This is a genomic window from Cellulomonas sp. ICMP 17802 (assembly GCF_041295535.1).
GTDB lineage: Bacteria > Actinomycetota > Actinomycetes > Actinomycetales > Cellulomonadaceae > Cellulomonas.
On the sequence record NZ_JBGFQZ010000001.1, the window covers coordinates 463,730 to 487,755 of the forward strand.

Here is a 24,026-nt window from a genome sequence, read left to right on the forward strand (position 1 = left end):
CCCGCGCTGTCCGGGGCAGCGTCAACCCGACCCAGACCTGGATGCGAGGGCTCCGGTCCGGATCGGGCGCTCGTGCGCGCGGATCAGGCCGGAGGAGCCATGGCCAGGTCGGTCCGCAGGTACCGTTGCGGGCTGAACCGCACCCAGCTGACGTGATCCCGCTGCCGTTGCGACCTCGGTCAGTGTCGATGTGCTCGCGCGGCGTCGAACCCAGCCGCGCCGGGCCCGCCGGCCATCGATCACCCGACAGATCACGTAGATCACGAACGAGACCGTCGTGACGTAAGGGCTGATCGGCACGTTACCGCCGAGCGCGAGCAGGATGCCACCGACCCACGCGCCGCAGCGACGTCGCGATCGACGCTCGCGAACGTCAAGGGCCGCCAGATGACGAGCAACCCAGCGATGACGACCACAGAGATCGAGGCCAGCAGGGACAGCCTCGTGTCGTCGACGGCCACGATCTGCCCCGTGAGAAGTCCGAACGTGTTCGCCGCCCGACCTGGGTAGAGGGCCAGGAACAGGTCGGCGCGAGCGCAACAAGCAGCTCAAGCTCGACCGCATCACCGCCGCCGCCACCGAGCTCTTCGCCCGAGCGCGGCGCCGACGAGGTCACCACCCAGGAGATCGCCGACAGGGCCGATGTCGGTGCGGGCACGCTGTTGCTCTGCGCCAAGTCCAAGGGCGAGCTTCTCCTGCTCGTGCAGAACTCGACCTACGCCGACGCGCTCGCACAGGGAAGGTCAGCCGCCGAGGGCATCACCGGCACCCTCGACGCCGTGATGGCGATCGTCCGCCCGGTCGTGGAGTGCAACCGCAAGCAGGTCGGCAACGGGCGGACCTACCTGCGGGAGATCGTCTTCGGCGACCCGGCCGAACCGCACCACCGCGACGCCCTCGAGCTGACCGTGCAGACCGAGGAGGCGATAGCCGCCGTGCTGCGGCGAGACGAGCGCACCAGCGCGAAGGACGCCGCGGCGCGGGCGCACATCGTCTCCGCCATCATGTTCATCAGCATGGCCGCGACCATCAACGCCGCCAACCCGGGCGAGGGCATCGTGCGGGAGATCCGGGACCAGGTGGGAGTGCTCCTCCCGGAGTGACGCTGCCTTGGGGGTAGCGACCGGTCGCCGACATCCGCCTGTGTTGATCCGTCACTTGACCGCCCCCATCGTCAGGCCGGTGCGCAGGAGTCTGAAGCTCGCGACGTAGACGACGAACACGGGGACAGCCGACACGACGGCGAACGCCATCATCGCTGGCCAGTCGACGCCGTACGCGCCCGACTGGACGGCGATGAGCGCGCTGAGCGGGTACTTGTCCGGCGAGAGCATGAAGGTGATGCCGTACAGGAACTCGCCCCACGAGACGAGGAACACGATCGACGCGACGGTCAGCATGCCGTTGCGCGCGAGCGGCAGTGCGACCGATCGGAACGCGCGGACCGCGGCCGCGCCGTCGATTCGCGCGGCCTCCTCGATCGACACGGGGATCGCACCGAAGAACGGGCGCAGGAGCAGGATCGCCCACGGCAGGAACAGTGCCGCGTCCGCGAGGACGAGGCCGCGCGTCGTGTCGATCAGGCCCCAGCCCGACAGCAGCCAGAACAACGGGATGAGGTTGGCGGTCTGCGGCACCATCTGCAGGACGACGAGCACCGCGAGCGCGGGAATGACGAGCCGAGCGCGCACGCGCGCCAGCGCGTAGGCGGCCGGGATCGCGAACGCCAGGCAGACGAGGGTGGTGCCGACCGCGACGACCACCGACTGCCGCAGCGAGTCGAGCAGCGCCGGGTCCGCGACGGCCGCCCGGTAGGCGTCGAGGGTCGGTCGGAACACGACGGTGGCCTGTGACGACAGGACGTCGCCCTGGCTCTTGAGCGAGGTGAGCACGATCCAGAGCAGGGGCAGCCCGTAGACCAGGTAGAGCAGGGTCCGGATCATGAAGGCAACCGGTTCGCGACGCTGCCGCGTCATGATCACCCCTCCTCGTTGCGACGGACGTCGCGGGCGTAGACGAGCGCGAGCGCGAGGACGACGACCAGGGCCATCAGGGCCGTGGCGGCCCCGCGTCCGTAGTCGAGCTCGACGAACGCGTGGACGTAGGCGAGGTAGGGCAGCGTCGTCGACGAGGTCCCGGGCCCACCTGCCGTCATGACGTAGATGAAGTCGAAGCTGCGGAAGGCGTAGACGACCGTCAAGACCGTCAGGACCGTTGCGGCCGGCCGCACCGAGGGCGTCAGCACGTACCGGATGCGCTGCCACGGGCCTGCGCCGTCGATCTGCGCGGCCTCGAGCACCTGCGGGTCGACACTCAGCAGCGACGCCCGCAGGATGAGCGCGTTGAAGGGCACCACGGCCCACGCGTTCACCAGCGCGACCGACCACAGGGCCAGGTGGCGGTCGTACAGGAAGCCGATGCTCGTCGAGCCGCCCACCGCCTGGAACGCGGCATTGAGCAGGCCCTTGTCCGCGAGCAGGAACTTCCAGATCGACCCGTTGACCACGGGCGGCAGCGCCCAGACGAACACCATCATCCCGAGCAGGAACGAGCCGCCGCGGGTCGACGAGGACATGGACACGGCGGCGACGTACCCGCCGAGCATCCCGAGGGCCGTGACCACGAGGACGAACGTGAGGGTGTTCGCGACGACGCTGGCGAGCTCCGGCTCGTCCAGCACCGCAGCGAAGTTGTCGAGGCCGACGAACGCCCAGTCGTTGTTGAGCGTCGCCGCGGTCACGTCGTGCAGGCTCATGACGCCGAGCTGCACCAGGGGCCAGATCGCCAGCGCGAGCAGCAGCGCTGCGGCGGGCAGGGCGAAGGCGAGCCGGCGATCACGCCGGCGGGTCGCCCTCCTCGTCGGGATGGCGTGTCCCGACGAGGAGGGCCCGTGCGCGAACCCCCGAGGAGAGGAGGGTTCCTTCGAGAGAGCGCGCGTCTGCATCGAGCCGTCAGTCCTGCAGCAGCGGGACGAGCTGGTCCATGAGCTCGTCGGCGAGCGCGTCCGGAGTGCCCTGACCGGCGACGGCCTTGCTCCAGTAGTCACCGACCAACGTCTCGACGGTGTTGACGTTCTTCGACGGGACCTGCGGGCTCGGCGACGGCCGGCCCTGCTTCTGCACGATGTCGACGAAGGTGCTCAGCAGCGGGTCGTCGCTGATCTTCGACGATGACGCCGCGTCGGCGCGCGCCGGGATCGAGCCGAACGAGTCGAGCAGCGTGAGCTCGCCGTCGACCGAGAAGAAGGTGTCCTCGAGGAACTCCTGCGCCAGCTCCTTGTGCTCCGAGAAGGCGCCCACGTTCTGCACCTCGCCGCCAAGGAGCACGCCGCCCTCCGAGGTGATGGGCAGCGGCGCGACGCCGTACGTGAACGTGGCCTCGGCCGCCGCCCCGATCTGCCAGTTGCCGTTGGCTGCGAAGACCGAGTTGCCGGCTGCGAACTGCTGGAACGGGACCGCCTGGTCCCAGGTGGCGGCTTCCTTGGAGAGGTAGCCCTTGGCCGTCCAGTCCTGCAGCATCGAGTAGGTCTGCGCCATCGGTGCCGCTTCCGGGTCGCCGTACGAGAAACCGGCTGACGTGAACCACGGGAATCCCTGCCACTGGCTCTCGAGCCCGGGCTTGCCGGTCAGCGTGATGCCCTGCTTGCCCGCCGCCACGGCCTTGGCCATGGTGTTCTCCATCTCGGGGATCGTGGTGGGCACCTCGGCGCCGAGCTGGTCCAGCAGATCCTGGTTGTACCAGAGGCCGAGCAGGTTCACGTAGCCCTGCACCCCGTAGAGCTCGCCATCCACCGTCTGCATCACGCCCTCGGGGAACTGGTCCTTGTCGGCGAACCCGTCCCACCAGCTCTCCATCGGCTCGATGGCGCCCGCCTGGGCGAGCGAGTAGGTGCCCGAGGCGCCGAAGACCAGGACGTCCGGGCCCTTCTTCGCACCTGCGGCCGTGACCGCCTTGGTCGTCATCTGCTCGACCGGCACGTACTGGAACTTGACGGTCACGCCGGGGTGGTCCGCCTCGAACGAGTCGGCGAGCGTCTGCAGGCCGGCCACCTGGCCGTCGGTGTTGTAGTAGTGCCAGACCGTCAGCGTCACGTCCTCCGCGGTACTCGCGCCGTCCGACGCCGCGGGGTCCGCGCTTCCCGCCGACGAGCACGCCGTCAGGGCGAGCCCCATCCCCACGAGCGCGAGGACCGCGCGGGATCGACTGTGGTTCCTCATGAGCAAGCCGCCTCTCGTTGTCGTCTTTGACCGTGTCCGTGCTGGACGGTGGCGTGCATCATTTCATCGATGAACTGATCGTCCTGGAGCGAGGATGACGGCCGAAACCCTTTTCGTCAAGCGTCGCGTTCCAACCTGACCCCCTAGTTGACAGGGGGAAGCATGGGTCCTAATTTCATCGATGAATTCAACAGAGAGAGAGCAACTCGTGACCACAACCACCTCGGACGAGGTCGGCGCCCCGGCTGCCCCAGCGGTGCTCACCCTCGGGCGCCGCGTCGGTACTGCCGACCCCAGGCTGTTCGGGTCGTTCGTCGAGCACCTCGGTCGCGGGGTCTACGGAGGTCTGTTCTCCCCCGACGACCCGACCGCCACCCCCGAGGGGTTCCGCGCCGACGTGCTCGAGCTGGTCCGCGAGCTGGGAGTGAGCGTCGTGCGCTACCCCGGAGGGAACTTCGTCTCGGGGTACGACTGGCGTGACGGGGTCGGCCCGCCGGGGGCGCGGCCGCGCCGCCTGGACCTGGCGTGGCGGTCCATCGAGTCCAACGCGTTCGGCACCGACGAGTTCGTCGCCTGGTGCCGGCACGCCGGAGTGGAGCCGATGCTCGCGCTCAACCTCGGCCTGGGCGACACACGCTCCGCCCTCCAGCTCCTCGAGTACACGAACCACCCCGGCGGCACCACGCTGTCCGACGAGCGCGTCCGCAACGGATCACCGGAACCGCACGACGTGCGCCTGTGGTGCCTGGGCAACGAGGCCGACGGCCCGTGGCAGCTGGGTCACCGGTCGGTGCACGACTACGCCGAGCGAGCCGCGATGACGGCCGCGGCGATGCGCATGTACGACCCGACGTTGGGGCTGGTAGTCGTCGGCAGCTCCAACCCGCAGATGAGCACCTTCGGCGCGTGGGAGCGCGACGTGCTGACCCGGACGATCGACGTCGTCGACTACCTGTCGTGCCACATCTACTTCTACGACCAAGGCGACCTGAGCACGTTCTTGCGTTCGTCGGACGTGCTCGACCGCTTCCTCGACGACGTCGCGGCGACGATCGCCCACGTCCGGGCGGCGACCCGGAGCGAGCGTGACGTCCGGATCAGCCTCGACGAGTGGAACGTCTGGAACTACGCCGCCTACGACGCGCTCGACAGGAACCGACCGTTCGAAGAGGCGCCGCGGCAGCTCGAGGAGGCCTACACGCTGGCCGACGCCGTCGTCGTCGGCTCCTTGCTGCAGAGCATCCTCGGGCACTGCGACGTGGTCTCGATCGCGGCCATGGCCCAGCTGGTCAACGTCATCGGGCCCATCCGCGCCGAGCCGGGCCGACCGGCGTGGCGCCAGACGACCTTCCACCCGTTCGCAGCCGTCGCCCGCAGCGCCGGGCACACGGTGCACGCCACCACGGGGGCGGACGAGCTCACGACCTGCGTCGTCACCGTCAGCCCCGCCGGCGACGAAGCCCTTGTCCACCTCGCCAACCTCTCCCCTGACACCGTCGGCGACGTCGTGCTCGACCTGACGGACCTGCACGCGACCTGCGTCGAGGGCGCCGAGCTGCTGTGGGCGCCGGACCCGTACACGTCCAACACCCTCGACGCCCCGGACGCCGTCCGCCCGCAACCGCTCGCGACGGACCTGCGGGACGGCTCGCTCAGCCTGCGCCTGCCGCCCGTATCGTGGGCCAGCGTCCGCGTCGCGTGCGCGGCAGAGGGCAGGTGACCGCATGGCTCAGAGGACCGACACCGTCACGATGGCGGACGTCGGCGCGCGTGCGGGCGTCACGGGCCGCACGGTCTCCAACGTGCTCTCGGGTCACCCGTCGGTCCGCGCCGAGACGCGCGAGCGGGTGCTGCGGGCGGTCGACGAGCTGGGCTACCGTCTCAACACCTCCGCACGCAGCCTGCGCACCGGCCGCACGGGCTCGATCACCCTGGCCATCCCCGAGCTGGGCATCGACTACTTCACGGACCTCGCGGGCCGCATCATGGTCGAGGCCGAGCGACACGACTGGTCGGTCGTGATCCAGCAGACCGGCGCCCGGCGCGAGAGCGAGCTGGCCATCCTCAGCGGGGCGAGCCGTCAGCACTCCGACGGGCTCATCTTCCAGCCGCACGCCCTCGGCCCGGGAGACGAGCGCCACCTCACCGGCAACGACCGGCTCGTCATCCTCGGCGACCGCATCTTCAACGCACCCGTCGACCACGTGGCGATGGCCAACGTCGAGGCGGCCCGTCTGGCGACTCGTTATCTCGTCGACCGGGGCTACCAGCGCATAGCGGCCATCGGCTCCAACCCCCGCGTCGCCACCACCAGTGCAGCCTCGCTCCGCCTGGACGGGTTCCGCACCGAGCTGGCCAGCCACGGGCGTCACGTGCCCGACGAATACGTGATCGTCGCCGAGGACTGGCATCTGCGCGACGGCGCGGTCGGCATGGAGCGGCTGCTCAGCATGCCCGAACCGCCTGATGCAGTCTTCTGCTTCAACGACACGATGGCGTTCGGCGCGCTGCACGCGATTGCGGCGCGCGGGCTCACTGCCCCCGATGACGTCGCGATCATCGGCTTCGACAACGTGCCGATGGCCGAGTTCGCCGTCCCGCCGCTGACGACCGTCGAACCCGGCACGAACCAGATCGCCAAGCACGCGGTCGACCTGCTCGCCGCCCGCGTCGAGGGACGCGTCGACGGGCCGACCGAGATCTTCGCAACGTGCTCCCTGGTCGTGCGTCGGTCCGCCTGACCCGCGCTCAGCCGCGGCACTGGGGAGCAGTGGCGCCCGATGTCACCGGCGGCGATGCAGAACGTCGAGCTCGTCGTCGAGCAGCGGACGCCGTGCGTGAGCTTGCATGGGAGCAACCGTCGGGGCATCGATCCGTGGCACGGCACCCCCTCTCGCGCGCGCCGGGCGCGCGCCGGACACCGATGCTACGTGCGGAAGGGCCGGGTGCGGCGTCGGCGCTTCCGGTCGACTTGCAGCCCGTGTTCTCGCACGCATCGACCGTGCATAGCCGTACATTGCACTCATGGCGGACATCCTGTTGGGAATCCTCGCGATACTCGCCGGCGGCGCGATGCTCTTCGCGGGGCAGTTCGTGCTCCGGCTCGTTCTCCCGATCTGGGGCTTCTTCGCGGGCTTCGCGTTCGGGGCGGGGCTCTTCGCGGGGCTCGCGGACGAGAGCTTCCTCGGCACCGTGCTCGGGTGGGTCGCGGGGCTGGTGTTCGCGGTGGTCTTCGCGCTGCTCGCCTACTTCTCCTACGCGGTGGCCGTGATCCTCGCCATGGCGGCGTTCGGCTTCGTGATCGGCTCCGGCCTGGTCGTCGCGCTGGGGATCGACTGGAACTGGGTCGCGGTTCTCGTGGGCGTGGCCGTCGGCGCGATCGTCGGGCTCATCGCGGTCATCGGCAACATGCCGATGGTCGTGCTCGCCGTGGCCAGCTCCCTGGCCGGTGCCGTCAGCGTGGTCGCCGGGCTGATGCTGCTGGTGGGCTCGCTGAACTCCGCCGACTTCACGCAGGGCAGCTTCAGCAGCGCCCTCGACGCGTCCTGGGTCTGGTACGCGCTGCTGCTGGTTCTGGTGCTGCTCGGAGTCGTCGTGCAGACCCGGCAGCAGGCCGTGATGCGCCGGTCCATCAACGAGGCCTGGGCCGCCCAGGCCGTCTGACGCCGGTCGCCCCACTCACGCCGGCGTCGGGCTCTCCCACGCCGCCGGCCGCAGGTACCCCCACGACGCGATCGCGAGCACCACGACCGACGCCACCACCGCCGTGGCGACGGGTCCCAGCCACGGCACCGGGATGAGGAAGAACACGTCGGTGTCCGCCAGGCTCGCCGGCCACCCGGTCAGCACCCGCAGGAAGGCGTAGTAGGTGAGGTCCCACACGGCGAACGCGATGAAGAACGCGGCGACGCCGTGCCAGAACCGGCGCCCGGCCAGCACGGCGACCGCGGCCAGCATGAGGATCGTCGCCGCCTCGCGGGCGGTCTCGGCGCGGGCCAGGTCCGGGTCGATCAGGAGCGTGCGCACGGGCTCGACGAACCGGATCAGCCCCAGGTCGAGGTAGACCCGCCGCACGGGAGCGTCGTAGACGAGCTCCGGGCCCAGCGCGAGGCGCAGGTAGTGGACCACCGCCGCCTCGACGTACCCGAATCCGACGCCGAACGCGACCAGCGCGCCGTAGCGCAGCCAGCGGACCCGCGTGGTCTCCATCGCCGCATCGTGCCGTCTGGCCAGCGGCAGCGCGAGGCGGGTCCGCGGTCGACGGTGTGGATCCCAGCCGGCGACGGGGTGACCGGGTGAATCCGAGCGCGGGGCAGGGGAACCTTCTTTGCCTTCATCGGTGACACGTGTCAATGTATGGGAGCGCACCCACACCGCACGGACGCGGCTCGCAGCAGGCCTGTGCGCGCACGAACGAAGGACATCGGCAATGGCGTCGCAGACCCTCACGCCCGCACCCACGGAGCCGGGCGTGGTGCCCGACGCCGACGGGCTCGTCGACCTCGACGGCCGACGGTTCTACCGCATCACGTCGTACGACGACCTGCCGCCGTTCTTCATGACGCTCGTCGGCGCGAGCGACCTGTGGCTGTTCATCTCCAGCACGGGGGGCGTCACCGCCGGGCGCGAGGAGGCCGACCGCGCGCTGTTCACCTACGCCACGGAGGACAAGGTCGCCGCGGGCGCCGGGCGGACCGGCGGGCTCACGCTCCTGCGCGTCGCGACGGCCGACGGCGCCGTCGTCTGGCAGCCGTTCGCGCCGCGCCGCCCGGGCGACCAGGATGCCGAGCGCCTGTTGTACAAGGACCCGCTCGGCACGGCCCTCGTGTTCGAGGAGACCCGGCCCGACCTCGGGCTCCGCGTGCGCGTGACGTGGCGGACCGCCGCCCGGTTCGGGATCGTGCGCGAGGTCGAGGTCGCCTCGGTCACCGACACGTCGGTCCGGGCCGAGGTCCTGGACGGCTTCGTCGACCTGCTGCCGGCGGGCGTCACGGTGCAGACGCAGGGCGAGCTCAGCAGCCTGCTCGACGCGTACAAGCGCGCCGAGGTCGACGCCGCGACGGGCCTCGGGCTCGTCTACCTGAACTCGACGCTCACGGACAAGGCCGACCCGAGCGAGTCGCTCGCGACGACGGTGGCGTGGCAGGTCGGCCTCGACGACGTCGACCACCTGCTCTCCGCGCGCCAGGTCGACGCGTTCGCGGCCGGCCGTCCCCTCGTCGCCGAGCACGAGGTGCGCGGCGAGAAGGGCGCCTACCTGGTCCGCTCGCACCTCACGCTCGCCCCGGGTGAGCAGCGCCGATGGAGCGTGGTCGCCGACGTCGACCAGAGCGCCGCCGACGTCGTGCGCCTGCAGACCGTGCTCGCCGACCCGGCCGCGGCCGCCGCGGCGCTCGCCGAGGACGTCGAGGGGACGCGGGACCACCTCGACCGGCTCGTCGGCACGGCCGACGCGGCGCAGGTCACGGGCGACGAGCTCGCCACCGCGCACCACCGTGCGAACGTGCTGTTCAACATCATGCGCGGCGGCGTCCCCGTCGACGGGTACACGGTCGCCACGGCCGACCTGCGTGCCTTCGTCGACCAGCGCAGCCCCCGGACCGCGGAGCGCAGCGGCGCATGGTTCGACGCGCTCGCCGCGACCGAGCAGCTGGACCACCTGGTCGAGATGGCCGACGCCTCGGGGGACCCGGACCTGCTGCGGCTCGTGCGCGAGTACCTGCCGCTGACGTTCAGCCGCCGGCACGGTGACCCGAGCCGGCCCTGGAACCGGTTCTCGATCGCGCTCACCGACGAGCACGGCGGGACGCGCGTCGACTTCCAGGGGAACTGGCGGGACATCTTCCAGAACTGGGAGGCGCTGGCCTTCGCCTTCCCGGAGTACGTCGAGTCGATGGTCGCGGTGTTCCTCGACGCGACGACGGCCGACGGGTACAACCCCTACCGGATCTCGCGCTCCGGCATCGACTGGGAGGTGCCCGAGCCGTCGAACCCGTGGGCGAACATCGGCTACTGGAGCGACCACCAGGTGATCTACCTGGTCAAGCTGCTCGAGGCGTCGCGCCGGTTCCACCCGGGCCGCCTCGAGGCGCTGGTCGACCGGGCCGTCTTCACACACGCCGACGTGCCGTACCGCATCGCGACGTACGACGAGACGGTGGTCGAGCCGATCGCGACGATCGCGTTCGACACCGCGACGCAGGAGCGGGTCGACCGGCGCGTCGCGACCGAGGGCGCGGACGGGCGGCTCGTGCACGGGCCCGACGGCGACCTCGTGCGCGTGTCGCTCGGCGAGAAGCTGCTGCTGACCCTGCTCGCGAAGGTGGTCAACCTGGTGCCCGACGGCGGCATCTGGATGAACACCCAGCGTCCCGAGTGGAACGACGCCAACAACGCGCTCGTCGGCAAGGGCCTGTCGGTGGTCACCCTCGCCTACCTGCGCCGCGCCCTGACCCTGGCCCGGGACCTGCTGGCCGACGACCTCACGGTGACGAGCGAGCTGGCGAGCCTGCTGACGGACGTGCACGCGGCGCTCGCCGAGCACCTCCCGCAGGCAGGCTCGGGGTTCGACGACCGGGGCCGGCGGACCGTGATTGACGCGCTCGGCGCGGCCGGCACCGCGTACCGGTCGCGCGTGTACGCCGGGTTCGGCGGAGGGCGCACGCAGGTGCCGGCGGAGGCGGTGCGGGCGTTCCTCGCGGACGCGCAGGTCTACGTCGACGCGGCACTGCGGGCCAACCGTCGCGACGACGGCCTGTTCCACGCGTACAACCTGCTCGACCTGCGCCCGGGGGCCGCGGCGGTCGGTCGCCTGCAGGAGATGCTCGAGGGGCAGGTCGCCGTGCTGTCGTCCGGCCTGCTGACCCCCGCCGAGGCGCTCGAGCTGGTCCGGGCGCTGCGGCGCAGCGCGCTGTACCGGGCCGACCAGCACTCGTACCAGCTCTATCCCGACCGCGTGCTGCCGACGTTCCTGGCGCGGAACCTGGTCACCGCGTCGCAGGCGGCGTCCGCGCCGCTGCTGTCGGCGCTCGTCGCGGCGGGCGACACGTCGGTCGTGCTGCGCGACGTGCGCGGCGACCTCCGCTTCGCGCCCGGCCTGCACAACGCGCGAGACCTCGTCGCCGCCCTCGACGCACTGCCGCGACGGGTGCCGGGCGTGGCCGAGGGCCGACGGGCTGTGCTCGACGTGTTCGAGCAGGTGTTCCGGCACGCCGAGTTCACCGGCCGGTCGGGGTCGTTCTTCGCGTACGAGGGGCTCGGCAGCATCTACTGGCACATGGTGTCCAAGCTGCTGCTCGCCGTGCAGGAGAACCACGAGCGTGCGGTGGCCGAGGGGGCCGACGAGGCCGTCGTGGCGGGCCTCGCCGACGCCTACGAGGACGTGCGGCTCGGCCTCGGGTACTGCACGACCCCCGACGTCTACGGCGCGTTCCCGGTCGACCCGTACTCGCACACCCCGGCCGGCAAGGGCGCCCGGCAGCCCGGCATGACCGGCCAGGTCAAGGAGGAGATCCTCACCCGGCTCGGCGAGCTGGGGCTGCGGGTCGAGGCCGGGCGCCTCGTCGTGCGGCCCGTGCTGCTGCGTGCCGACGAGTGGACGACCACCCCGACGACGTTCGCGTACCACGACGTGACCCTGCAGGAGCGGGGTCTCGCCCTGCCGGCGGGCTCGCTGGCGTTCACGTTCTGCCAGGTGCCGGTGGTGTACCGGCGGGTCGACGGACCCGGCGCGGAGCTGACCGTCGGCGCGCACCTGGCCGACGGCACGCGGGTCGAGGGCGTCGACGGCGCGCTCGACGCCGACGTGAGCGCGCGGGTGTTCCGGCGCACCGGCGACGTCGTCCGCGTGGAGGTCGGGGTCCCCGCCCGCTGACGGCTGCGGAGGCCCAGCAGCACTGGGCCTCCGCGCCGGTCGGTCAGTCGCCCTTCACGTTGACGATCTGGTGCAGCACGTGGCGGACCTCGACCAGGTCGGCGGCGTCGGCCATCACCTGGTCGATGTCCTTGTACGCCGCCGGGATCTCGTCGATGAACGCGTCCGTGTCGCGGTACTCGATGCCGGTCATGGCCTCGCGCAGCTGCTCGTGCGTGAACAGCCGGCGCGCGGCGGACCGCGAGTGGTTGCGACCGGCACCGTGCGGCGACGAGCTCAGCGAGAGCGGGTCGCCCTTGCCGGTCACGACGTAGGACGCGGTGCCCATCGACCCCGGGATCAGCCCGGGGTCGCCGAAGCCGGCCTTGATCGCGCCCTTGCGGGACACCCAGACCTTCTTCCCGAAGTGCGTCTCCTGCTCCGTGAAGTTGTGGTGGCAGTTGACGCGCTCGGCCTCGACCACCGCCTCGCCCATGTGCTCCGAGATGGCGGCCACGACGCGGTCCATCATCTCCTCGCGGTTGAGCAGGGCGTAGTCCTGCGCCCACCGCAGCTCGCGGATGTACGCCCAGAACTCGTCGGTGCCCTCGACCAGGTACGCCAGGTCGCGGTCCGGGAGCTGGATCCACCACCGCGCGCACAGGTCGGCCGCGACCTTGATGTGCCGCTGGGCGATCCGGTTGCCGACGCCGCGGCTGCCCGAGTGCAGGAACAGCCAGACGGTGTCCGCCTCGTCGACCGTGACCTCGATGAAGTGGTTGCCGGACCCGAGCGAGCCCAGCTGCAGCCGCCAGCGGGAGGCGTCGGCACCCGGGTCGAAGCCCGCGGCCGCCGCGGCGGTCTCCAGGGTCTCGACGCGAGCCGCGGCCGTCGTCGTGAGGCGCTGGTTCACGCCACCCGCCGACAGTGGGATCGCCTTCTCGATCGCCCGCCGCAGCGTCGCCAGCGACCCCCGGCCGCGGACCTCCGCCGCCGTCCACTGGGTGCGGACGGCGATCATGCCGCAGCCGATGTCCACGCCGACGGCGGCGGGGATGATCGCGCCCAGCGTCGGGATGACGCTGCCGACCGTCGCGCCCTTGCCCAGGTGGGCGTCGGGCATGAGGGCCAGGTGCGGGTAGATGAAGGGCAGGGTGGAGGTGGCGACTGCCTGGGCCCGGGTGTTCTCCTCGAGGATCGATGCCCAGCTGATCAGTCGCGGGCTGAGGTGCTCGCGTGTCATGGGGCGGGAGCCTGGCACGGCGGGCGGGTCCGCGTCGCGGTCTTTCCCCAGGTCGCGGCCGGACGCCGGGCTAGCCTGTCGCCCATGAGCCGTCTGCCTGGGCGCTGACCCCGTGCCCTCCTACCGGGTCACCGCCGCGATCGGGCTGCTCCAGCCCGGCGTCGCGGCACCCGACGTGCTGCCGCAGGCCGTGGCGACCGCCGAGGCGCTGACCACGGTCGAGGCCCACGACGTCGCGGTCGTGCGCGGCCAGGCGCGGCTGACCGTGCGGTTCCAGGCCGACGACGACCAGACCGCCCGCCGCGTCGGGTGGGCCGTGCTGGCGCGGCTGGACGAGCTGGCGGACATCAGCGGGCGGAGCGTCACCCGGAGGTTCGGCTCGCGCTGGTACCCGGTGCGCGCGCAGTCCTGACCCGGCCGGGCGTCAGCCCGCGCCGAGGTCGGCCCGGCCGGGCGTCAGCCCGCGCCGCCCAGCTCGGCCGCGGCCTTGGCGATGCGGCGCTCGCGGGTCTCCGGGGTCTTCGCGTCCTCGATCGGCTGGACGATCGCGCGCTGCCGGCTCACCGAGAGGGCGTCGAACGTGGTGCGCGCCGGGCCGGTCAGCGCCGCCGCGAGGTCGTCGGGAACCTCGACCGTGCGCGGGGCGTCGTCGAACTCGATGTCGACGTCGATCTCCTGGCCGGCCTCGACGCCCGCGCCGACGCGGTTCTCCGCGCTGAGCGGGAGCATCGTCCTGCCGCGATACGGCGCCACGGTGCTGCGGTACGAGTAGCCGTTGATGGTGACGACGACGGGGAACCGGGCGCCGCGGTCCATCGCCGCGACGACCTCGTCCGGGACGGGCAGCCCCGTCGCGGACTTCCCGCCCAGCTCCACGGTGGTGCGAAAGCGCATGGCCCCTCCTCGGGCAGCGGGTGCGCACGCGCGCACGCTCGGAGACTAGTCACGCATCGGCGTGCACCGCCCGGTCGGCGGCCGAGGCCGCGCCGAGCCACGTGTGCGGGTTGCGGTCCCAGCACCAGCCGAGCTTGGCGCGCCGCTCGCTGATCCACACGGCCGGCACGCGCTGGTTGGTCCCCGTGCGCGACGCCAGGAGCGAGAAGCACTTGTTCGGGCGCAGCATGTCCGGCCGGACGACGGCCAGCGCGACGCCCTCGTCGATGGTCAGCGCCGTGCGCCCGCGGCCCGTGATCGTCGTCAGCGCCTGCTCCGGTCGCACGTTGCAGAACTCCGAACCGGTGTCGACGCCCCGCAGCAGGTACGGCTCGGCCGGGACGTCGATGCCGTCGATCGGGCGGTACGTCGGCGCCTCCTCGCGGTCGATCACGCTCACGCCCCGGTGCGACCCGCGGCGCATCGCCGGGGCCACGTCGTTGAGGTCGAGCCCGGGCAGCACCAGCACGAACGGGACGTCGTCGCCCTCGACCGCGGCCGGCGCGGTGGGCGTCGTCGCGACCTCCGCCAGCGGCGCGAGCCGGTCCCGGAACGCGGCGGGGTCCTCGCCCAGCAGCGCGGGCAGGCCCAGCTCGACGTACGCCGTGATCTGCCGGTCCAGCTCGGACCGGACGTCGGCCGCGGGGTCGAAGCCGGTGGCGGCCGGCGACGGCGGCGCGGTCACCGTGGGCAGCTGCGGGTCGACGGGGGTGACGGGGACGCCCATGGGCTGCTCCTCGGGTCGGCGGGGTCTGTTCAACGACTCCCGCCGGACCGGGGTTCCCGGTGGCCTCTAGAGCAGCGGGGTGCCCTGCCCGAGCACCAGCGGTCCGCCCAGGGAGCGCGCGGCCCGCGCACGACCCGGACCCTCCGGGACGGCAGGCGAGAACCGGTGCGCGACGACGAGGCTCGGCGCACCCGCGTCCGACGCCTCGACCAGCACCGCGAGCGTGCCGGCGGAGGTCGGGTCAGACGGGTCCGGGAGGGTGCCGATCCAGGTGACGGCCGCGCGCGCCGCCCCGGAGGCCCGCACCCACGCGCGGGCGTGCGCCGACGCGTCGGCGTCGAACCGGCGCACGTCGTGGCCGCCGGGCACGCCGCCGTCGACCAGGCCGAGGGGCGCCACGTCGCCGGTGAGGGCCGCCTCGAGCGCCTGCTCGAGCGCGCCGAGGGCGATGTCCTGCGCTGCCGGCGACGGGGGGACCGGGAGGTCGGCCGGGGTCGAGAAGACCGGCGCGGGCGGCGCCGGCTGGGGCGTCCGGGGCGCCCCCGCTGCGTCGGCCAGCGCACGCAGCGCGATCGACTGGTCGGCCACGGGCCGGGCCGCGAGCGGGGGTGTCGGGCGCCGGCTCGAGAGGGGCTGGCCCTCGACGGTCGGGTGGCTGGGCAGGTAGTCCGGGCCGTCGGTCTCGGGCACGAGGTCGTGGCCGCGCTCCGGGGTCCGCGGGGTCGGCACCTCCGTGAGGGGACCGGCCGAGAGGTGGGCCGCGGCCGCGACGACGTACTCGGCGACCCACCCGGGCGTGCAGCCCGTGCTCCAGCGCGCGCTGACGTCGGTGAGGGGCAGGGCGGCGTCCTCGCCGGTCGCGGAGACCACCGCGGGTGCGGGCGACGACCCGATGCGGAGCGCCCAGCGGGCTCCGGGCACGCGGGCGACGATGAGATCGCCCACGCCGACGCCGAGCGCCATGACCATCGCCTGCGGCACGGGGGTCGCGGGCGCCTCCGCCCACCGGGTGCGCGCCGAGTGCAGCAGCGCGCCGACCGCCCACGGGTCGTCGACGTCCGCGCCGCTGGAGCGCAGGTGGGCGCGCGCTCGATCGAGGTGGCCGACCTCCGCGGGGGTCAGGGGCCGCACGCCGGGGACGGATCCGTGCTGACCGGACGCGGGAAGGGACAGCGTCGGGCGCACATCACTCATGGGGTCGGGATCGGTCCCGGCGGCGGCGTTCTTGAGCGCGCCGGGAGCGGTTCCACCGGATGGCGGTCGCGCGTCCGTCCCGACGCGCCGCTGCCGCGCGAGCGGGTGACCCCCGACGCTCCGGGGCGGTCCGTTCTGTATCGCGCTGACCTGCGCCATCGTCCTTGTGGGAGGCCGACGGGCGGGTGACAATACGCCCGTGCCTGACGCCGATCTGCTGGGCAGGGACTCCGAGACGGCCGCTCTCGGGGCGCTCCTCGACGGCCTGCCGCTCGTCGGGGGCGCGCTGGTGCTGCGCGGCGCCGCGGGCATCGGGAAGTCGGCACTCCTGGCGTACGCGGCGCACGAGGCGGGCCGGCGCGGCCAGCTGACCCTCGGCTGCACCGGCGTGCCCACCGAGACCCGGCTGCCCTACGCGGCGCTGCACCTGCTGCTCCGGCCGGTGCTGCTCGACGCGCGCGCTCTCCCGGAGACCACGCGGCAGGTCCTCGACGCGGCGTTCGGGCCGTCCGCCGAGCCCGCGCCCGACCCGTTCCGCCTCGTCCTCGCCGTCCTCGACCTGCTCACGTCGACCGCGGGGGACACCGGGACGGTCCTCCTGGTCGACGACCTGCACTGGCTCGATGCGGCGTCCGCCGAGGTGGTGCTCGCGCTCGCGCGGCGGGCGGTCGACGAGTCGGTCGTGGTGCTCGCTGCGATCACCGAGGGCACGGGCGGCCCGGTCGAGCCCGGCCTGCCGGCGTCGGTCGGGGTGCCGGAGCTCCTCCTCGGGCCGTTGCCGGCCGACGCCGCACGCGCCCTGCTGGACCGCCACGGCGCGAGCCTCGACGACACCGACCGCGCGCGGGTGCTCGAGGTCGCCGACGGCCATCCCCTCGCGCTCGCCGAGCTCCCCGCCGCCGTGCGCGGCCGGACCCGGCGGCCGTCGTCGGACCTGGAACCGGTGCCGATGACCGACCGGCTGGAGCGGGCCTTCGCGGGGCGCCTGGCCGACCTGCCGCCGCGCACCCGCGACCTGCTGCTCGTGGCAGCGCTGCACGACCTGCCCGACGTGCACGGCCACGTGCGGGCCGCGCGGCTGCTGGCGGGGCGACCCGTGGGGGCCGACGACCTGCGCCCCGCGGTGGCCGCCGGGCTGGTCCGGGTCGAGGACCGGCTGGTGCAGTTCCGGCACCCCCTGGTCCGCGCGGCCGTGGTGCGGGCGGCCACCGACGACCACCGCGACGCCGCCCATCGGGCCGTGGGCCAGGCCCTCGCCGCGACCGACCCGCGGCGGGCGCTCTGGCACCGGGCGGCGGCGGCCTCCGGTCCCGACGACGCGCTCGCGGACGAGCTCCGCGACGCCGGGCTCGCGGCGATCCGCCGGGGCTTCGCGGACGTCGCCCTCTCGGCGTTCGAGCGGGCCGCGCGGCTGTCCGCGGAGCCGGTGCGCCGGGCGCACAACCGGCTCGACGCGGCGGAGGCGGCGTACCTGCTCGGGCGTCCCGACGAGATCACGCGCCAGCTCGACGAGGCCGCGCCGGACGCCGTCGACCCGCTGAGTGCCGCCCGCCTGTCCTGGCTCGAGGAGTCGCTGCACCACACGGCGTGGAGCGGTGGCGAGCGGCTGCCCGCCTTCGTCGAGTTCGCGGACCGGCTGGCGGCCGCCGGGCGCAGCGAGCAGGCGCTGGACGTGCTCGAGTCCGTGGCCCTGCGCGCCTACTGGTCGCTACCCGTGGACGGCGTGCGCGAGGGCGTGGCGGCGGCCGTGGGGCGGCTCGACGTGGCGGCCGACGACACCCGGCGGCTCGCCGTGCTGGCCTACGTGGACCCCGACGGGTCCGGCCACGAGGTGCTCGCGGCGATCGAGAGGTACGCGCCGGGAGCGGGGGCCGGCCCGCGGGACGTCGCCGTGCTGGCGAGCGTCGCGACCGCCGTCGGCGCGTACGACCGGGCGGTCGAGCTGTTCGCGGCCGCCGAGCCGCTGGCGCGCGCGAGCGGCCGACTCGGCCTGCTCACGGAGCTGCTCACCGGGTACGCGTGGGCCCTGGTGCACGCCGGCCGCGGGCGACGGGCTGCCGCGGTGGCGGCCGACGCCGTGCGATTGGCCACCGAGACCGGCCAGTCACGCTGGCGGGCGGTCGCACAGCTGGCGGCCGCCTCCGCGCAGGGGGTGCTGGGTCACGAGGACGAGGCCATGCTCGCGATCGCCGCGGCCGAGGCCGAGCTGGTCCCGCTCGGCGCCAGCACCCTGCTCGCGCTCGCGCAGGTGGCGCGGGGGCTCACGGTGCTGGGCTCGCGCCGGCCGGGCGAGGCGTTCGACCACCTGCGCCGCATCTACGACCCGACGGACGTCGGCCACCACCCGCAGGTGCGGACCCTCGAGGTCCTCGACCTCGCCGAGGCCGCCGTGCACGCCGGTCGCCGGGCCGAGGCGTCGCGGCTGATCGCCGACCTGCCCGCGCTGCTCGACCGGACGGGCTCACCGGCCCTGCGCGTCGGGCTCACCTGCGCGGCCCCGCTGCTGGCCGATCGCGAGGATGCCGGTCCTCTGTTCGACGCCGCGCTCGCGCAGGACCTGTCCGCGTGGCCGTTCCACCACGCCCGCCTGATGCTCGCGCACGGCTCGTGGCTGCGCCGCCAGCGCCAGGTGGTCCAGGCCCGCAGCCGGCTGCGGATCGCCGCCGAGCAGCTGGACGCCATCGGCGCGGTCGCCTGGGCGGACCGCGCGCGCGAGGAGCTGCGGGCCTCGGGCGAGACGGTCCGCCGCCGGGTGCCCGACGCGCTCGACGTCCTCACGCCGCAGGAGCTGCAGGTCGCGCAGCTGGCCGCCGCGGGCCTGTCCAACCGAGAGATCGGCGACCGCCTCTACCTCTCCAGCCGCACGGTGAGCACCCACCTGTACCGGCTGTTCCCGAAGCTGGGGGTCACGTCCCGGCACGACCTCGCGCGCGTCGGAGGCCTGGCGCTCCCCGACGCGCTCCCCGACCCCGACGACCCGTACGTCACCTGACGGATGCCTGGCCCGTGGTGCGCCCGGACAGTGGGCGCATGACGACACTGACGGACGTGGAGCTGGCCGACATCGAGAAGGCGAACGCGACCGGGAAGACCCCGATCGTGTTCGTGCACGGGCTGTGGCTCCTGCCCGGCAGCTGGGACCGCTGGCGCACGTTCGTCGAGGAGGCAGGCTTCACGACGATCGCGCCGGGGTGGCCCGACGACCCCGCGACCGTGGCCGAGGCGAACGCGGACCCGACGGTGCTCGCGCACAAGGGGATCAACGACATCGCCGACCACGTCGGGGCGGCGATCGAGAAGCTCACCGTGAAGCCCGCCGTGATCGGCCACTCGTTCGGCGGCCTCCTCGCGCAGATCGTGGCCGGCCGGGGGCTCTCCGCCGCGACCGTCGCCATCGACCCCGCGCCGTTCCAGGGCGTGCTGCCGCTGCCGATCTCCGCGCTGAAGTCGTCGGCACCCGTGCTCAGCAACCCGGCCAACTACCAGCGGGCTGTGCCGCTGACCTACGAGCAGTTCCGGTTTGCGTTCGCCAACGCGGTGCCCGAGGACGAGGCCAAGGAGCTGTACGAGACCTACGCCGTGCCGGGGTCGGGCGTGCCGTTGTTCCAGGCCGCCAGCGCGAACTTCAACCCCTGGACGCAGGCGAAGGTGAAGTCCAAGAACCCCGACCGCGGGCCGCTGCTCATCGTCTCGGGCGAGCACGACCACACCGTCCCGTGGTCCATCGCGAACGCGTCCTACAAGCGGCAGCGCCGCAACGTGGGTGTCACCGAGATCGTCGAGATCAAGGGCGTCGGGCACTCGCTGGTCATCGACCACCGGTGGCAGGACGTAGCGCAGACCGCGCTCGACTTCGTCACGCGCTTCGTCTCCTGACGCGTCTGGCGGGGCGTCCCGACGCCCCGCCAGGGTGATGATCACGCGCCTGGCGGCTACCCTGGCCAACGGTCCGACCGGACCGATCTGCCGCCCGCCACCCGGAGCACCGCTATTCGCCGACCATCGCGCAGCCTCGTCGCCGCCGTGACCGCTGTCCTCGTGGTCGGTGGGGCCGGCGGGGCCTGGGCGTGGACGGAGCACGAGGACCGCGCGGCCGCCGTGCAGGCCGCCGACGCCCGCGCGGCCGACGCCCACGAGGCGCAGGTGCGCGACGCCGACGCGCTCCAGGCGCAGGCCGCCGACGCCACCCGCGTGCAGGCGGCTGCCCTGCGCGCCGACGCCCGCACCGAGCTGGCGGCCGCCGCCGAGCACGCCCGCGCCACCCTCGCCGGCACCCAGGACGCGGTCGCCGACGACGCCGTCCGGCAGCAGCTCGCCGCGCAGCTCGCCGCCGCCGACGCCGCGCTGGCCGCCACCGAGCCGGCCGCAGCAGCCGATGCCACGGCGTCGCCGTCCGGTGCTGCGGGCTCGCCGACCGATTCCGTAGCCGACGCCACCGCTGACGCTGCCTCCGCCACCTCCGTGCCGGCGTCGCCTGGGCTCAGCGCCGCGTCCCTGCGTGCGCTCACGGCGTCGCTCGCGGCCGCCGACGCCGCGGTCGCCGCCGCCCACGACGCGTGGGTGCAGGCGCAGGCGGCTGCGGCCGCTGCCGCGGCGGCGAAGGCGGCCACCCCCGCCAAGACGGCCAAGCCCGCGACACCCGGGACCGCGTCGGGCCCCTCGTGCGAGACCACCTACTCGGGCCCGCCGTTCTACACGTCGCCGGCGACGGTCGGCGGCGACGGCTCGAACGGGAAGCTGCCGCCCGAGGCACTCACCGCGATCTCCTGGGACGTCGACCCCCACGGCACGCCGTACTACCTGAAGAACGCCGCGGCGGCCGCGCTCGAGCGGCTCGACGTGGCCTTCCGCGCGGCGTTCGGCCACCACCTCGACCTCGACCTGACCTACCGGGACTACGACACTCAAGTGGCCATGCGGAACGCCCTGGGGACGGTCGCCGCGAAGCCCGGGACGTCCACGCACGGCACCGGGCTGGCGCTCGACGTGCCCGAGCTCCCCTGCGAGTACGGCTGGGACACCCCGCAGCGCGACTGGCTGGTCACCCACGGGCCGGCGTACGGGTGGACGTCGCCGTCGTGGGCCGGCCGCACCGGCTCGAACCCGGAGTACTGGCATTTCGAGTTCGTCGGCTGAGGTCGCTCGCGTACGGACGCGTCGAGTTGGTCGGCTGACGTCGCTCGCGCTCTTGACACCACGAGTTCATGGGCTGAGATCGCTCGCGTGCTGGCACGTCGAGTTCGTGGGCTGATGTCCCTCGAGTACTGGCACCTCGAGTCTGTCGGCTGACGTCGCCCGAGGCCTGGGACGGCAGGCCCGACCGGCGGCCCACGCCCGCCGTCGGCCGCTCCGTCAGACCATGTCGACCGGCCGCACGGCCTCGGCGCTCGACGGCACGGTGAGCAGCGAGATGACGGCGCCGCCGGCCAGCAGACCTGCGCAGACGAGCATGGCCACCCGGTTGGCCGGCTGCAGGGTCGCGGGGTCGGTCAGTGACGACCCGACGCCCGCCGCCAGGGGCAGGACGGCGATCGCGAGCAGGCCGGCCACGCGCGCGACCGCGTTGTTCACGCCGCTGGCCACGCCGGCGAGGTGGTCGGGGGCCGCGGCGAGCGCGGTCGTCGTCAGCGGCGCGACCGTCGCCGAGAGCCCGAGGCCGAACACGAGCACGCCCGGCAGCACGTGCGTGAGGTAGGGCGCGTCGCGGCCGATGCCGGCCAGGAGTACGGCGCCGACCGCGCAGACCAACGGGCCGACGGTCATGGGGATCTTCGGGCCGATGATCGTGCTGAGGCCACCGGCCCGCGGGGACAGCAGGAGCATGAGGACCGTGACCGGCAGCGGGGCCAGGCCGGCGGCGAGCGGCGAGTAGCCCGCGACCACCTGCAGCGTGACGACGAGGAAGAAGAAGAGCCCCGAGATCGCGGCGTAGATCAGCAGCGTCGCCGCGTTGGTCCCCGCGAACGGCCTCCACCGGAAGAGCGCAGGGGGGAGCAGCGGGGCGGCGGCGCGCGACTCGGCGAGCACGAACGCGACCATGGCGACGACGCCGAACGCGAGGGCGCCGAGGACGATCGCGTCGGGGGTGCCGACCTCGGTCCACCGGGTGAACCCGAAGGTCAGGCCGGCCAGGCCGAGCGCGCCGAGCACGGTGCCCGCGATGTCGAGCCGCTTGACCGCGCTCGGGTCGGCGCTCTCGGGGACGTGACGCATGGTCACCGCGACCACCACGGCGGCGATGGGCAGGTTGATGCCGAAGATCCACCGCCACGTGGTGACCTCTACGATCCAGCCGCCGAGGAAGGGCGCGACCGCGCCCGCGATCCCTCCGAGCCCGGACCACGCGCCGATCGCGCGCCCCCGGTCCGGGCCGCTGAACGTGGACTGCAGGATGGCCAGCGACCCCGGCGTGAGCAGCGCGCCGCCGACGCCCTGCAGCGCGCGCGCCGCGTTGAGCAACCCGATGGTCGGCGCGACGGCGCAGACCAGCGACGCCAGCGCGAACCACACCACGCCGACGAGGAACACGCGCCGCCGCCCGAACCGGTCGCCGAGCGAGCCGCCCAGCAGCAGGAACGCCGCGAGCGTCAGGGCGTAGGCGTTGACGGTCCACTGCAGGTCGGCGGTGGTGGCGCCGAGGTCCTCCGCGATCGTCGGCAGCGCGATGGTGACCACCGTGGCGTCGATGAAGGCGATGGCCGAGCCGAGGACCGTGGCGAGCAGCACCCAGCGGCCCCGCCCGGACGCGTAGACGACGGCGCCGCCGCCGCCGGCGCGCTCAGCGGGGGCGGTCACGGTCCTTGCTCGGCTGGACGCGCTTGGGCTCGCCGGGCATCTTCGGGTACTCGGGCGGGTAGGGCAGGTCGCCCTCGCCGTGGTCGGTCTCCTGGCGGTCGGCCAGCTCCAGCAGCGACTCGATCGAGTACCGCGGGGCGGCGTGTGCCACCAGCGGGGCGAACAGGTCGCCCACCTCGGCGAACCGAGCGGGCATCGTCGTCACGTCGAAGTCGTTCGGGTGGACGTCCGCCACCTCGTCCCAGCGCAGCGGCGCCGACGTGGTGGCGCGTGGGTTGGTGCGGATCGAGTACGCCGAGGCGATGGTGCGGTCGCGCGCCATCTGGTTGTAGTCGACGAAGATCTTGGCGCCGCGCTCCTCCTTCCACCACTTCATGGTGACCTCGGCGGGCATCCGCCGTTCCAGCTCGCGGCCGAACGCGATGGTGGCGCGGCGGGCCTCGACGAACGACCAGCGGGGCTCGATGGGCACGAAGATGTGGATGCCGCGCCCGCCCGACGTCTTCGGGGTGCCCTCCATGCCGTGCTCGGCCAGCAGCGCGCGCACGCGCGGCGCCACGCGGGCGGCGTCCGAGAAGTCGGTGCCGGGCTGCGGGTCCAGGTCGATGCGGATCTGGTCGGGGGAGTCGACGTCCTCGCCCAGCACCGGCCACGGGTGGAACGTCAGGGTGCCCAGGTTCGCCGCCCACGCGACCACGGCCAGCTCGCTCGGCGCCACCTCGTCGGCGGTGCGCCCGCTGGGGAACGTGATGCGGGCCGTCTTGACGTAGTCGGGCGCACCCTGCGGGACGCGCTTCTGGTAGAACGCGTCGCCCGTCGAGTCCATGCGGGTGGCCAGCTTGGCGCCCTCGAACACGCCCTTCGGCCAACGCTCCAGGGTGGTCGGCCGGTCGAGCAGGGCACCGAGGATCCCGTCGCCGACCGACACGAAGTACTGGACGACGTCCAGCTTGGTCAGGCCGCGCTCGGGAAAGTAGATCTTGTCCGGGCTGCTCACCCGGACAGTCCGGCCGCGCACCTCGAGCTCGACCGCGGGAGTCGTCGACGGAGACATGCTGCTCAACC

At 73.3% G+C, this 24,026-nt stretch carries 18 protein-coding genes and 2 pseudogenes; 9 read left to right on the forward strand and 11 right to left on the reverse strand.

The window, feature by feature from the left end; genetic code table 11:
* Positions 1–213 precede the first annotated feature (213 nt).
* Positions 214–524 (reverse strand): annotated as a pseudogene (locus tag AB5970_RS02320) (metal ABC transporter permease); the annotation flags it as partial.
* Here AB5970_RS02320 and AB5970_RS02325 point away from each other — a divergent pair.
* Positions 503–1,103, forward strand: a pseudogene (locus AB5970_RS02325) (TetR/AcrR family transcriptional regulator). The pseudogenes AB5970_RS02320 and AB5970_RS02325 sit on opposite strands and share 22 nt — an antisense overlap.
* Positions 1,104–1,154: 51 nt before the next feature.
* Here the strand turns inward: AB5970_RS02325 and AB5970_RS02330 are convergent.
* Genes AB5970_RS02330 through AB5970_RS02340 form a run of 3 tightly spaced genes read right to left on the reverse strand, consistent with a single transcriptional unit; the run spans position 1,155 to position 4,091 of the window.
* A complete protein-coding gene (locus AB5970_RS02330; protein WP_370502280.1) occupies positions 1,155–1,976 on the reverse strand; it encodes a carbohydrate ABC transporter permease in 822 nt (273 codons plus the stop codon).
* Between the two features lie 2 nt (positions 1,977–1,978).
* The gene (locus tag AB5970_RS02335; protein ID WP_370502281.1) at positions 1,979–2,944 is read right to left on the reverse strand and encodes a carbohydrate ABC transporter permease; all 966 of its coding nucleotides are present in this window, start codon (positions 2,942–2,944) and stop codon (positions 1,979–1,981) included.
* A 7-nt stretch (positions 2,945–2,951) separates the two neighbouring features.
* Positions 2,952–4,091, reverse strand: a complete 1,140-nt coding sequence (locus tag AB5970_RS02340) for a sugar ABC transporter substrate-binding protein (protein ID WP_370502282.1) — start codon at positions 4,089–4,091, stop codon at positions 2,952–2,954.
* A gap of 334 nt (positions 4,092–4,425) precedes the next feature.
* Between AB5970_RS02340 and AB5970_RS02345 the strand changes: the two genes are divergently transcribed.
* From AB5970_RS02345 to AB5970_RS02355, 3 genes are all read left to right on the forward strand, one after another.
* The gene (locus AB5970_RS02345) at positions 4,426–5,937 is read left to right on the forward strand and encodes an alpha-N-arabinofuranosidase (protein WP_370502283.1); all 1,512 of its coding nucleotides are present in this window, start codon (positions 4,426–4,428) and stop codon (positions 5,935–5,937) included.
* Positions 5,938–5,941: 4 nt separating this feature from the next.
* Positions 5,942–6,958, forward strand: coding sequence for a LacI family DNA-binding transcriptional regulator (locus tag AB5970_RS02350; protein WP_370502284.1), 1,017 nt, complete (start codon positions 5,942–5,944; stop codon positions 6,956–6,958).
* A gap of 283 nt (positions 6,959–7,241) precedes the next feature.
* A complete protein-coding gene (locus AB5970_RS02355; RefSeq protein WP_370502285.1) occupies positions 7,242–7,880 on the forward strand; it encodes a DUF4203 domain-containing protein in 639 nt (212 codons plus the stop codon).
* A gap of 15 nt (positions 7,881–7,895) precedes the next feature.
* Here AB5970_RS02355 and AB5970_RS02360 read toward each other — a convergent pair whose 3' ends face one another.
* Positions 7,896–8,426, reverse strand: a complete 531-nt coding sequence (locus AB5970_RS02360; protein WP_370502286.1) for a hypothetical protein — start codon at positions 8,424–8,426, stop codon at positions 7,896–7,898.
* Positions 8,427–8,646: 220 nt separating this feature from the next.
* Between AB5970_RS02360 and AB5970_RS02365 the strand changes: the two genes are divergently transcribed.
* Positions 8,647–12,090 carry a hypothetical protein gene (locus tag AB5970_RS02365; protein WP_370502287.1) on the forward strand — a complete coding sequence of 1,148 codons (3,444 nt, stop codon included), beginning with the start codon at positions 8,647–8,649 and terminating at the stop codon, positions 12,088–12,090.
* Positions 12,091–12,133: 43 nt separating this feature from the next.
* Here the strand turns inward: AB5970_RS02365 and AB5970_RS02370 are convergent, their stop codons facing one another.
* Positions 12,134–13,312 carry an RtcB family protein gene (locus AB5970_RS02370; RefSeq protein ID WP_370502288.1) on the reverse strand — a complete coding sequence of 393 codons (1,179 nt, stop codon included), beginning with the start codon at positions 13,310–13,312 and terminating at the stop codon, positions 12,134–12,136.
* A 112-nt stretch (positions 13,313–13,424) separates the two neighbouring features.
* On the opposite strand from AB5970_RS02370, the gene AB5970_RS02375 reads away from it, so the two are divergent.
* Positions 13,425–13,724 (forward strand): hypothetical protein, encoded by a 300-nt coding sequence (locus AB5970_RS02375; protein ID WP_370502289.1) that lies wholly within the window; start codon positions 13,425–13,427, stop codon positions 13,722–13,724.
* A gap of 44 nt (positions 13,725–13,768) precedes the next feature.
* Here AB5970_RS02375 and AB5970_RS02380 read toward each other — a convergent pair whose 3' ends face one another.
* The 3 genes from AB5970_RS02380 to AB5970_RS02390 form a co-directional block, all read right to left on the reverse strand.
* Entirely contained in the window at positions 13,769–14,206 is a 438-nt protein-coding gene (locus tag AB5970_RS02380; RefSeq protein ID WP_370502290.1) for a YdeI/OmpD-associated family protein, read from the reverse strand.
* A gap of 49 nt (positions 14,207–14,255) precedes the next feature.
* Complete coding sequence (locus tag AB5970_RS02385) at positions 14,256–14,972, reverse strand: DUF5701 family protein (protein WP_370502291.1); 717 nt, start codon at positions 14,970–14,972, stop codon at positions 14,256–14,258.
* Between the two features lie 66 nt (positions 14,973–15,038).
* Positions 15,039–16,166, reverse strand: coding sequence for a DUF3806 domain-containing protein (locus tag AB5970_RS02390; protein WP_370502292.1), 1,128 nt, complete (start codon positions 16,164–16,166; stop codon positions 15,039–15,041).
* 199 nt (positions 16,167–16,365) lie between these two features.
* On the opposite strand from AB5970_RS02390, the gene AB5970_RS02395 reads away from it, so the two are divergent.
* The 3 genes from AB5970_RS02395 (at position 16,366) to AB5970_RS02405 (ending at position 21,302) form a co-directional block, all read left to right on the forward strand.
* Positions 16,366–19,158, forward strand: coding sequence for an ATP-binding protein (locus AB5970_RS02395; RefSeq protein ID WP_370502293.1), 2,793 nt, complete (start codon positions 16,366–16,368; stop codon positions 19,156–19,158).
* 38 nt (positions 19,159–19,196) lie between these two features.
* Complete coding sequence (locus AB5970_RS02400) at positions 19,197–20,042, forward strand: alpha/beta hydrolase (protein ID WP_370502294.1); 846 nt, start codon at positions 19,197–19,199, stop codon at positions 20,040–20,042.
* Positions 20,043–20,189: 147 nt separating this feature from the next.
* Positions 20,190–21,302 carry a M15 family metallopeptidase gene (locus AB5970_RS02405; protein WP_370502295.1) on the forward strand — a complete coding sequence of 371 codons (1,113 nt, stop codon included), beginning with the start codon at positions 20,190–20,192 and terminating at the stop codon, positions 21,300–21,302.
* A gap of 216 nt (positions 21,303–21,518) precedes the next feature.
* Here AB5970_RS02405 and AB5970_RS02410 read toward each other — a convergent pair whose 3' ends face one another.
* Both AB5970_RS02410 and AB5970_RS02415 read right to left on the reverse strand, forming a co-directional pair.
* Positions 21,519–22,961 carry a DHA2 family efflux MFS transporter permease subunit gene (locus tag AB5970_RS02410; protein WP_370502296.1) on the reverse strand — a complete coding sequence of 481 codons (1,443 nt, stop codon included), beginning with the start codon at positions 22,959–22,961 and terminating at the stop codon, positions 21,519–21,521.
* Positions 22,945–24,015: a DNA polymerase domain-containing protein gene (locus tag AB5970_RS02415; RefSeq protein ID WP_370502297.1), complete on the reverse strand. Its 1,071-nt coding sequence runs from the start codon at positions 24,013–24,015 to the stop codon at positions 22,945–22,947. Before AB5970_RS02415 ends, AB5970_RS02410 begins: the two co-directional genes overlap by 17 nt.
* Positions 24,016–24,026: the final 11 nt, after the last annotated feature.